The sequence below is a fragment of the Candidatus Methylomirabilota bacterium genome (assembly GCA_035315345.1).
Classification (GTDB): Bacteria; Methylomirabilota; Methylomirabilia; order Rokubacteriales; family CSP1-6; genus CAMLFJ01.
This window is the reverse complement of the sequence record DATFYA010000140.1, coordinates 1-11,367: the sequence shown is the minus strand read 5'-3', so window position 1 is coordinate 11,367 and position 11,367 is coordinate 1. Positions and strand designations below refer to the sequence as shown.

Annotated in this window: 5 protein-coding genes; 2 read left to right on the top strand and 3 right to left on the bottom strand. The window is 70.4% G+C overall.

The genetic code is table 11. From position 1 onward, the window contains the following. The first annotated feature begins 221 nt into the window (after positions 1-221). Positions 222-806 carry a malonic semialdehyde reductase gene (locus tag VKN16_18850; protein ID HME96272.1) on the top strand — a complete coding sequence of 195 codons (585 nt, stop codon included), beginning with the start codon at positions 222-224 and terminating at the stop codon, positions 804-806. Here the strand turns inward: VKN16_18850 and VKN16_18845 are convergent. Further along, positions 799-1,863 carry a response regulator gene (locus VKN16_18845; GenBank protein HME96271.1) on the bottom strand — a complete coding sequence of 355 codons (1,065 nt, stop codon included), beginning with the start codon at positions 1,861-1,863 and terminating at the stop codon, positions 799-801. The genes VKN16_18850 and VKN16_18845 overlap by 8 nt on opposite strands. Beyond that, positions 1,847-8,623 carry a GAF domain-containing protein gene (locus VKN16_18840; GenBank protein ID HME96270.1) on the bottom strand — a complete coding sequence of 2,259 codons (6,777 nt, stop codon included), beginning with the start codon at positions 8,621-8,623 and terminating at the stop codon, positions 1,847-1,849. Before VKN16_18840 ends, VKN16_18845 begins: the two co-directional genes overlap by 17 nt. 172 nt (positions 8,624-8,795) lie before the next feature. Between VKN16_18840 and VKN16_18835 the strand changes: the two genes are divergently transcribed. Further along, positions 8,796-11,114 (top strand): molybdopterin cofactor-binding domain-containing protein, encoded by a 2,319-nt coding sequence (locus tag VKN16_18835; protein HME96269.1) that lies wholly within the window; start codon positions 8,796-8,798, stop codon positions 11,112-11,114. 8 nt (positions 11,115-11,122) lie between these two features. On the opposite strand, the gene VKN16_18830 is transcribed toward VKN16_18835, so the two are convergent. Next, positions 11,123-11,367, bottom strand: a 245-nt coding sequence (locus tag VKN16_18830; GenBank protein HME96268.1) for a polysaccharide deacetylase, incomplete at its 5' end; no start/stop codon positions are given.

Here is an 11,367-nt window from a genome sequence, read left to right as displayed (position 1 = left end):
GCCATCATCTGCGGCACTGGGCCCGCGGAGGCTCGACCACGCTCTCGAATCTGGCGCTGCTCTGCCGCCGCCACCATCGCGCGGTGCACGAGGAAGGCTATCAGGTCGCACGGGGTGTGGACGGCGCGCTTCGACATCGTTTTCGATCTCGTCCTCGAGAACGACCAGGATCCCACGCCGGCGGCTTGACGCCGCGCGTTCGCCGCCGCGATACTCCCGGCATGACCAACGACGACGCCCTCGATCGCATCTTCCGCACCGCGCGCACGCACCGCGCGTTTCTCGACCGCCCGGTGCCCGAGTCGCTGCTCCGCCAGGTGTACGAGCTGGCCGCGCTGGGGCCGACCAGCGCCAACTGCAGCCCGATGCGGGTGCTGTTCGCCACCTCGCGCGAGGCCAAGGAGCGGCTGCGCCCGTGTCTGACGCCGGGCAACGTGGACAAGACCATGCAGGCGCCGGTGACCGCGATCATCGGCCACGACCTCGAGTTCTACGAGCGGCTGCCGCGCTTGTTCCCGACCGCGGACATGCGGGCGAACTTCGTGGGCAAGCCGGAGCTGATCGCGGCGACCGCGTTCCGCAACGGCAGCCTGCAGGGTGCCTACCTGATGGTGGCCGCGCGGGCGCTCGGTCTCGACTGCGGCGCGATGTCGGGGTTCGACAATTCGAAAGTCGACGCCGCGTTTTTTCCGGACGGCACGGTGAAGTCGAACTTCCTGTGCAACCTGGGCTACGGGGACCCGGCGAAGCTCTCGCCGTCCCGGCCGCCGCGGCTGCCGTTCGACGAGGCGTGTCGCGTCATCTGAGCCGCTGGCCCACCGGCACCGAGTAGACCTGCACCGGGTGGGCGCGGGTCTTCAGCTGGGTGGGGCCGTGCGCGACGACCTGGATGGCCTCGCTCAGTCCGCCCCGCGTCGTCTCGTCGATCAGGATCGGCGCGCCGAGGACCTTGGTGTGGGCCTCGAGATGCGCGGCCAGGTTCACCGCGTCGCCGACCCCGGTGTAGGTCATGCGCTGCTGGGTGCCCGTGAAGCCGGCGACGAGCGGCCCGGAGGCGATGCCGATGCCGATGCGCACCGCGATGGCCCCGCGCCGCGCCTGGTCCTGGTTGAACGCCTCCATCAGGTCGAGCATCTCCAGCGCCGCGAGCACCGCGCGCTCCCGGTGGTCGGCCAGCGGCAGGGGCGCGCCGAAGATGGCCATGAGCCCGTCGCCGAGCATCTGGTTGACGATGCCGCCCTGGCCGGAGATGGCGTCGAAGGTCAGGGTGTAGTAGCTGTTCAGCAGCTCGATGGTGTCGGCGGGCGCCAGGGTCTCGGTGATCGCGGTGTAGGAGCGGATGTCCGAGAACATCACGCTGGCCTCGACCTGCTTGTACTTCCCGTCCAGCGTGCCGCCCGCGCTCAGCACCTCCTCGGCGACCTCGGCGGTGGCGAAGCGGCGGAACAGCTCGCGCTGCAGATCGCGCAGGCGCTTCTTCTCGAGGCTGGCCGCCACCCGGGCCCGTAGCAGCACCGGGTTGACCGGCTTGAACAGGTAGTCCTCCGCGCCCATCTCGATGCAGCGGGCCACGCTGTCCACCTCCTCGACCGACGACATCATCACGACCGGGATGTCGCGCAGGCGCGGGTCGGCCGAGAGCGCATGGAGCGTCTGGTAGCCGTCCATCTCCGGCATCTCGATGTCGAGCAGGACGAGGTCCGCGCGGCGGCGCCCGAGAGACGCGAGTGCCTCGCGGCCGTTCTCGGCGAAGGTGACGGTGTGGCCGAGCTGCTCGAGCGCGCGGCCGAGCAGCAGCCGGTTGACCCGGTTGTCGTCGACGACCAGGAGGTCGCCGGCCTGCGCGTTACGCGGAGAGGTCACGTCGAATGCCTCCGAGGGTGTGCGCCACCCGCTCGTAGTGCTCGGCGAGCGCTTGCACGCGAGCGCCCGCGCCGTCCAGGCTGCCGGCCCGCGCCGCGCTCTCCAGCTCGCGCGCACGGGCGGCCAGGCCGTTGGCGCCGAGGCTCTGGCTGGTCGACTTCAATGAGTGCGCGGCGCGGCGGAAGCCGTCGACATCGGCCGCGGCCAGGGTGCGGCGCAGCGTGGCGATCAGCTCGACCGCATCCTGGCCGAACGTGTCGATCAGCTCGCCGACGAACGGCCCGCCCATCGTGTCGACCAGACGATCGAGCGCGGGTCGGTCGATCGGCGCCTCCGCGTCGGCCGCGCCGGTCGCTCGGCGGTCGCCGGCATCGCCGGCGGGCCGGGAGCGCTCCAACGCCGCGACCAGCTCCTCGACCCTGATCGGCTTGGCCACGTAGTCGTCCATGCCGGCGGCCACGCACACCTCCCGATCGCCCTGCATGGCGTTGGCGGTCATCGCGATGATGCGAGGCCGGGGCTGGTCCCGCCACCGCCGGTGGATCTCGCGCGAGGCTTCGAGGCCGTCCATCTCCGGCATCTGCACGTCCATCAGCACCACGTCGTACGTCTGCCGCTCGACCGCGTCGAGCGCCTCGAGCCCGTTGCCGGCCAGGTCCGCCCGGTAGCCCATCTGGGAGAGAAGACGCAGGGCCAGCTTCTGGTTGACCACGTTGTCTTCGGCCAGGAGGATGCGCAGGGGCACGCGCTCGGCCATGCCGGGATCCAGCTCGCTGCGCGTGGCCGAGCGGGGGGCGACGTGCACCGGCTGCTCGGCGAGCACCGAGACCAGCGCGTCGAAGAGCTGCGACGGCTTGATCGGCTTGTGCAGGTAGGCCGCGAAGCTCGCGTTGTCGGCGAGGGCCTCCCGGCGCCCGAGCGAGGTGAAGAGCACGAGGGGAAGCGTGGCCGCCGACGGATGCTGGACGATCGCGCGCGCGAGGGCGACGCCGTCCATCTCCGGCATGTGCATGTCGAGAATGGCGACGTCGAAGCGCTCGTCGCCACGGATCCAGCCGAGCGCCTCGTTGGGCGACCCGGTCGCCCACGCCGGCATGCCCCAGGTGGCGAGGTAGGTGGTCAGGATGCGGCGATTCGTCTCGTTGTCGTCGACCACGAGCACGCGCTTGCCCCGCAGCGAGGGCTGCACGCCGCTCAGGTCACGGCGCGCGGGCAGGGGCGCCTCCGCGGCGTGGGCGCGGATGGTGAAGCGGAACTCGCTGCCGCGTCCCACCTCGCTCGTGACCTCGATGTGGCCGCCCATCAGCTCGGTCAGGCGCTGGCTGATGGCGAGGCCCAGGCCGGTGCCGCCGTAGCGACGCGTGGTGGAGGCGTCGAGCTGGCTGAAGGACTGGAAGAGCCGGTCGAGCCGGTCCGGCGCGATCCCGATGCCGGTGTCGCGCACCGAGAAGGTCAGCTCGTACGGCCGGTCGGGCCCGGGCGGACGGCGGGCACCGACCGAGAGCACGACCTCGCCCTCCTCGGTGAACTTCACCGCGTTCGAGAGCAGGTTGAGCAGCACCTGGCGCAGCCGGGTCACGTCGCCCACGATCGCGGCGGGCATGCCGTCGCCGAGCAGGTAGGCCAGGTCGAGCCCCTTCTCGGCGGCCCGGCCGGCCACCAGGTCCAGCGCGCCCTCGACGCACTCGCGCAGGTCGAAGGGCTGCGACTCCAGCTCGAGCCGGCCCGCCTCGATCTTCGAGAAGTCGAGGATGTCGTTGATCACGGTGAGCAGGGCATCGCCGCTCTGGCGCACGACCTCCGCGTACTCGCGCTGCTCGTCGGTGAGCGCGGTGTTGAGCAGCAGGCCGCTCATGCCGATGACCGCGTTCATGGGGGTGCGGATCTCGTGGCTCATGGTGGCGAGGAAGGCGCTCTTGGCCTCGTTGGCCGCCTCCGCCTCCTCGCGGGCCTGCAGGAGCTCGGTGATGTCGTGGTAGATGCCGATCATGCCGACGCGCACGCCGTCCACCGCGACCGGCACCGACGAGATCTCGAGATCGACCATCGTGCCGTCCTTGCGGGCGCGGCGTCCCATCGCGCGGATCCATTCGCCGTCCAGCGTGTGCCGGATGTTGTCCCGCACCTCTTCGCGGCCCTCCGGCGTCGAGACCAGATCCTCCATGCGCCGGCCGAGGGCCTCCCCGGGCGCGTAGCCGAAGAGCCGCTCCGCGCCCGGATTCCAGCTGGTCACGATGCCGTCCAGATCGAGCGTGACGATGGCTACCGGGCTCGACTCCACCAGCGTGTCCGAGTACTGCTTCTGTCGCTGGGTCTCCCGGAAGAGCCGAGCGTTGTGAATGGCCAGCACGGACTGGGTCGCGAAGGTCTGGAGCATCGCGACCACCTCGGGCGAGAAGGCGCCGCGCTCGCGCCGGACGATCACCAGGCCTCCGAGCAGCCGATCGTTCCGGACCAGTGGTACCGCGAGGAGCGACTGCATGCCCTGGGCGACGAGGCGCTCGCGCGCCTGGGGGGCGACGAACTCCCAGTCGGCCCGGATGTCGGCCACCTGCACCGGCACCCGCGTGACCCCGGCCCGCCCGATCGCCCCCTCGCCGAGCCGGATGGGCGAGGCCCGCATCGTCTCGACGTAGTCGGGCATCATCCGGTGGGTCGCCCGCTGGTGGAAGGTCTGGCTCGCCTCGTCGAACTCGTACACGACCCCCTGGTCGCTCCCGGAGAGCTGGACCGCGCGCCCGACGATCGTCTCGAGCACCGCGTCGAGGTCGAGGGTGGAGCTGACCGCCTGGCTGACCTCGCCAAGCGCCTGCAGCTCGCCCACCGAGCGGGTGAGCTCGGCGGTGCGCGCCTGCAGCTCGTTGAAGAGGCGGACGTTCTCGATGGCGATCCCGGCCTGGTCGGTGAAGGTCTGCAGCAGCCGGATCTCATCGCTCGAGAAAGGGTGGGCCTCGCCGGAGGGGCCCCCGCGAGTGATCGCGAGAGCTCCGAGGGCCCGGCCCTCCCGCATGATCGGGAGCGCGAGCACGCTGCGGTACCCGGAGGAGAAGGCGAGCTGGCGCACGGAGTCGGACACGTGCGGATCGTCGGCGATGTCGGGCACGTTGATGAGCGCTCCCTGCAGGAGGGCACGGGCCACGAGCGTGCCGCTGCCGGAGAGCGGGTGCGGGAAGATCCGGTGCAGCTCGTCGACCGCCGCGGCGGGCAGATTGTGCTGACTGACGAAGTGGATCATGTCGTCGACGAGCTGATAGACGAGGGCGAACCGCGCGTGGCAGAGGCGGACCACGCTTCGCACGATCGCGTCGAAGACCGGCTGGGTATCGGTCGCGGAGGAGCTCATGACGCTCAGCACGTCGGCGGTCGCGGTCTGCTGCTCCAGGGCGTTGGTGAGATCGCGATTGCGAGCTTCGAGCTCGGTGAAGAGCCGGACGTTCTCGATGGCGATCCCCGCCTGGTCGGTGAACGTCTGTAGCAGCGGGATCTCCTCGTTCGAGAACGGGTCGGGCTCCCCGCCGGGTCCGTTCCGCATAATCGCGAGAGCTCCCAGCGCGCGGTCTTCCCGCGTGATGGGGACCGCGAGCACGCTCCGGTAGCCGGAGGAGCGGGCCAGCTCACGCACGAACTCGGACACCTGGGAGTCGGCCGCGATGTCGGCGACGTTGACGACCTGCTTCCCCCGGATGGCCCTGCCCACGAGAGTGCGGCTGTCCGACAGGCGCTGGGGGAACGAGCCGTGGAACAGCTCCATGGCCTCCGGCGGGAGGTTGGCGTGCGCGGCGAACTGGATCACGTCGTCCTCCAGCCGGTAGACCAGCGCGAAGCGCGCGTGGCAGAGGCGGACGGCGCTCCGCACGATCGCGTCGAAGACCGGCTGCGTGTCGGTCGCCGAGCTGCTCATGACGCGCAGGACATCGGCGGTCGCCGTCTGCTGCTCCAGGGCGTTCGTCAGGTCGCGATTGCGGGCGTCCAGCTCCTTGAAGAGACGCACGTTCTCGACCGCGATCACCGCCTGGTCCGCGAAGGTCTGCAACAGGCCGATCTGGGCGTCGGAGAAGTGCCCCACCTCGGCACGAGCGACCATGATGACCCCGATCGGCTCGCCGTCCTTCATCATCGGCACGTAGAGACCGCTGCGCATCCCGACCGCCCGGGTCAGGTCGTGGTGCCGGTACTCGGGATCCGCCTCCACGTCCGGGATGTGGACGATCGCGCGCTCCAGGATCGCCCGGGACGAGCCCAGCTCCCGGCTGGGACGCGTGGGATAGAGCCGTCGCACGTGCTCGAGGCCCTCGGCGGTGAAGTTGTGCTGGGCGACCTGGGTGATCAGCTCGCCGTCGTACCGGAACAGCGCGCTGAACACGCCGTTACACAGCCGCACCGCGCTCTGAACGATCGTGTCGAACACCGGCTGCACGTCGGTCGGCGAGCTCGAGATGACGCGCAGGATCTCGCCGGTGGCGGTCTGCTGGTCGAGCGCCTCGGTCAGGTCGCGATTGCGGACCTCCAGCTCCTTGAAGAGCCGGACGTTCTCGATCGCGATCACGGCCTGGTCCGCGAACGTCTGGAGCAGGACGATGTGTCGCTCCGTGAAGAGATGAACGTCTCTCCGGCGCAGCTGGATGCCGCCGATGGCGACGCCATCTCGCATGAGAGGCACACTGAGAATGGTGTGGAAGCCGAACCGGCGCGCGTTCTCGACGCCGTCCGGAAACTCGTGCTCCTCGGTCTGCAGATCCGCGATCTGGATCGGGCGCCCCTCGAGCACCGAGCGACCGCCCACCGTCCCGCGGACGATCGGGAGCCAGAAGTCGCCGCCGTGATCCTGGGCGATGGGCCCGTGATGGCCGACGAAGACGATCCGGTCGCCGTCGATCCGGAAGATCGAGGCGTCGAAGGCTTCGCACAGCGTGGCCGCGCTCCGGGCCATGGTGGCGAACACGGGCTGAATGTCGGTCGGCGAGCTCGAGATGACCCGCAGGATGTCGCTGGTCGCGGTCTGCTGCTGGAGCGATTCGGTGAGCGCGCGATTGCGCTCCTGCACCTCGGTGAAGAGCCGGACGTTCTCGATCGCGATGACCGCCTGATCCGCGAAGGTCTTCAGCAGCTCGACCCGCTGCTCGCTGAACAGCCCGGGCGTGGAGCGGCCCACGAAGATGACCCCGATGACCTGGCCGTCGCGGAACATCGGCGCTCCGAGCCCGGCCCGCCAGCCCGCGGTGACTGCCTCGTCCTTCATCGCGTAGGCCTGGTCGGCCATCACGTCCGCCACGTGCACGACCGCGCGCTCCCGGAACACGCGCGCGGTCACGGCCCGGAAGTCGGTCGGCATCGGGAAGACGCGCCGCACCGCCTCGACGCCTTCACGTGTCACGCCGTGGATCGCGGCGAGCTGTAGCACGGGCCCATCGACCCGAGAGACGACCCCGACCTCTGCGTTGCAGAGCTTGGTGGCACGCTCCGCGATGATGTCGAATACGGGCTGGACATCGGTGGGCGAGCTGGAGATCACCCGCAGGATGTCGCTGGTCGCGGTCTGCTGCTCCAGCGATTCGGTCAGGGCGTGGTTGCGCGCCTGCAGCTCCTGGAACAGACGCACGTTCTCGATCGCGATCACCGCCTGGTCGGCGAAGATCCGGACCAGCTCGAGCTGGCGGTCCGAGAACGGGCGGACCTCGGTGCGGAAGAGCAGGATCACGCCGAGCGGGATGCCCTCCCGGGACAGCGGCGTGGCGAGCATGGTGCGGTGGCCGAACCGGCGCTGCAGGTCGCGCCCCACCGGGAACTCGGTCTCGGACTCGGTGGCGAGGTCGTGGATGTGCAGGCTGCGGTGATCGGTCACGGCCCGGCCGCTCACCGATCCCCGGGTGACCGGGACTGCGAGGGCCTCGATGCCGCCGGAGCGGGATGCCAGCTCCTCGCCGAAGGGGCCGACCGCCGCCGCGCCTCGCAGCACGTCGCCGTCGAGGCGAAGGATCGCCACGTCCGGTGCGCCGCAGAACCTGGCCGCCGCGCGCACGACGGTCTCCAGCACCGGCCGCAGGTCGGTCGGCGAGCTGGAGATGGCCCGCAGGATCTCCGCGGTGGCGGTCTGCTGCTCCAGCGACTCGCTGAGCTGCCGGTTGCGCGTCTCCAGCTCGGTGAACACGCGCACGTTCTCGATGGCGATCACCGCCTGGTCGGCAAAGGCCTGGAGCAGCCGAACGTCTCGCTCCAGAAAGGCGCCGGCCTCGCCGCGGAAGACCAGGATCGCGCCGATGGCGACATCGTCGCGCAGCATGGGGACGGCGAGCGCACTCCGATATCCGGCCGCCTTCGCCGCATCGGCGAACTCGTACTCCGCATCGTGCTCGACGTCGGGAATGACGACCGGCGCCCTGGTCAGGATGGCCCGGGCGCTGGCCGTGCCATGTCCCGGCCGCATCGGATAGGTGCGCTCGAGCGCCTCGAGCAAGGCCGAGCTGGTCGCCACGTGGGCGGCCACGTGGATCAATTGCCCGTCGAACCGGTTCACGCCCGCGTGCAGGCCGCGGCACAGGCGCATGGCACGTACCGCGATCATGTCGAACACGGGCTGCGGGTCCCGCGGTGACGATCGGATGAGGCGGAGGATCTCGCTGGTGGCCGCCTGCTGCTCGAGGACCTCGGCGAGCTGATCGGAGGCCGGCGCGTCGACCGGTGTGATGGGGCGGGGGGACTGACGGTGGGTGGGAGGGCCGGCTTCGGCCCGGCCGTTCTTCTTCTTCGCCCCCCGCGGCATCCGCCCTCCTGGACTGTGCCGGCCTGGAAGCCGGCCTTCGGACTGGACGGTAGGCTAAGCGAAGCGGCGTTGGTGGACAAGGACAATCCGGCGGAGGGCCCGGCTTGACGGGGTCCGACCCGCCCGCGATACTCGGACCCGTAGCCCACTCCACGTCAGGAAGGATCCCGCCATGGCATCCAAGCTCCTGGGCGCCCAGGTCAAGCGCAAGGAAGATCCCCGGCTGATCACGGGCACCTCGCAGTACGTCGGGGACATCGCGATGCCGGGCCTGCAGCACGTGGCCTTCGTGCGGAGCCCCCACGCCCACGCGCGCGTCCGCGGCATCAAATCCGCGGCGGCGCTGAAGCGGCCGGGCGTGGTGGCGGTGGTCACCGGCCAGGAGCTGAAGCCGCACACCATCCCGATCCCGATCGCCCAGGCCTCCGCCGAGGGCGGCGAGGTGGCCGAGGCGCAGGTGGGCCGGCAGCACTACCCGCTCTCGGTGGATCGCGTGCGCTACGTGGGCGAGCCGGTGGCCGCGGTGATCGCGATGACCGCGGAGGCGGCCACCGACGGGGCCGCCGACGTCGAGGTCGACTGGGAGCCGCTGTCCGCGGTGTCGGACTCCTTCGAGGCGATGGCCGCCGGAGCGCCGCTGCTCTTCGACGACGCGCCCAAGAACATCGAGCACTCCAACACCATCAAGGCCGGCGATCCGGATGCGGCATTTGCCACGGCGCACCGGGTCGTCAAGCAGCGCATGAACAGCCAGCGCCTGTCCGGCATCCCGATGGAGACGCGCGCGGTCATGGCCGCGCCCGACTTCGCGAGCGGCGGGCTCACCGTGTGGTCGACCCACCAGGCGCCCCACGTGCTGCGCGGCAGCCTCGCTTCCGCGCTCAAGATGCCGCAGAACCAGGTGCGGGTGATCGCGCCCGAGGTGGGCGGCGGCTTCGGGGTGAAGTTCGGCATCTATCCCGAGGACGTGGTGGTCGCGGCGCTGGCCCGGCTGCGGCGGACGCCGCTGCGCTGGGTCGAGAGCCGCGTCGAGCACATGACCGGCACCACCCACGGCCGCGCCCAGATGACCGATCTCGAAGCGGCGGTGGACGCCGACGGTCGCATCCAGGGCCTGCGGATGCACGTGGTGGCCAACATCGGCGCCTATCCGGTCTTCACGTTCATCCCCGACCTGACCTTGATGATGGGCGTCGGCGTCTACCAGGTGAAGAACGTCGAGCTGAAGAGCACGTGCGTGTTCACCAACACCACGTCGGTCGCCGCATACCGTGGCGCCGGACGGCCCGAGGCCGCCTACTACCTCGAGCGGCTGGTCGACTGCATCGCGATCGAGCTGGGCAAGCCGCCGGAGGAGATTCGCCGGGTGAACTTCATCCCGCCGAGCGCCTTCCCCTACGCGGCGCCCACCGGGCAGAACTACGACAGCGGCGAGTACGCGAAGGCGCTCGCCAAGAGCCTCGATCTGTCGAAGTACCCCGCGCTGCGGGCCGAGCAGCGCCAGCGCATCGAGAAGAACGACCGCAAGCTGCTCGGCGTCGGCATGGCCTGCTACGTGGAGATGTGCGGCTTCGGTCCCTACGAGAGTGCGATGATCCGCGTGGAGCCGAGCGGCACCGTCACCGCGTTCACCGGCGCCTCGGCGCACGGGCAGGGCCACGAGACCTCCTTCGCGCAGCTCGTCGCCGACTACCTGGGCGTGGACTTCGACCAGGTGGTGGTGCGCCACGGCGACACCTCGAGCGCGCCGATGGGCTTCGGCACCGGGGGGAGTCGCAGCCTCGTGGTGGGCGGCTCGGCGATGGTGAAGGCGGCGGAGAAGGTGCAGGAGCGGGCCCGCCGCATCGCCGCGTCGATGCTGGAGGCCGCCTTCGAGGACGTGGTGGTGACCGACGGCCAGTACCACGTCAAGGGCGCGCCCGCCAAGAGCCTCGCGCTGGCCCAGATCGCCGAGAAGGCCTACGGCGAGGGCCTGCCGCCCGGCATGGAGCCGGGCCTCGAGGCCACCGAGTACTTCCGGCCGCCCCAGCTCGTGTATCCCTTCGGCGCCCACGTGGCGGTGGTCGAGGTGGATCGCGACACCGGCCGCATCGACCTGCGGAGCTATGTCTCGGTGGACGACTGCGGCACGCGCGTCAGCCCGATGCTGGTGGACGGGCAGGTGCACGGCGGCATTGCCCAGGGCGTGGCCCAGTCGCTCCTCGAGGAGGTCGTCTACGATTCCGAGGGCCAGCTGGTGACCGGCTCGCTCATGGACTACGCGATTCCCCGAGCCGAGGACCTGCCGTTCTTCGTGACGGACCAGACGGTGACCGCGTCGCCCTTCAACCCGCTCGGGGCCAAGGGCATCGGGGAGGCCGCCACCATCGGGTCGACGCCGGCCATCGTCAACGCGGTGGTGGACGCCCTCCGGCCCTTCGGGGTCACCAACGTCGACATGCCGCTCACCGGCGAGAAGGTATGGCGCGCGATGCGCCGGGGCGGGTCGTGAGCGAGACGCTAATCGCCCCGGCGCCGCTGAGACGTGAACCACTCGTAGATCTCTTCTCCCGTGGTCATCCAGACGCCCTTCTGCTTCCGGATGTAGTCGTACACCGCCTCGAAATACTTGATCCGGTGCGGCACGCCCGAGATGTAGGGATGCACCGCCATCGCCATCACGCGCGGGTTCCGGGCGCCTTCGAGGTAGAGCCGGTCGAATTGATCCTTGCACCGCTGCAGCCACTCCGGCGAGGTGTGGTGCT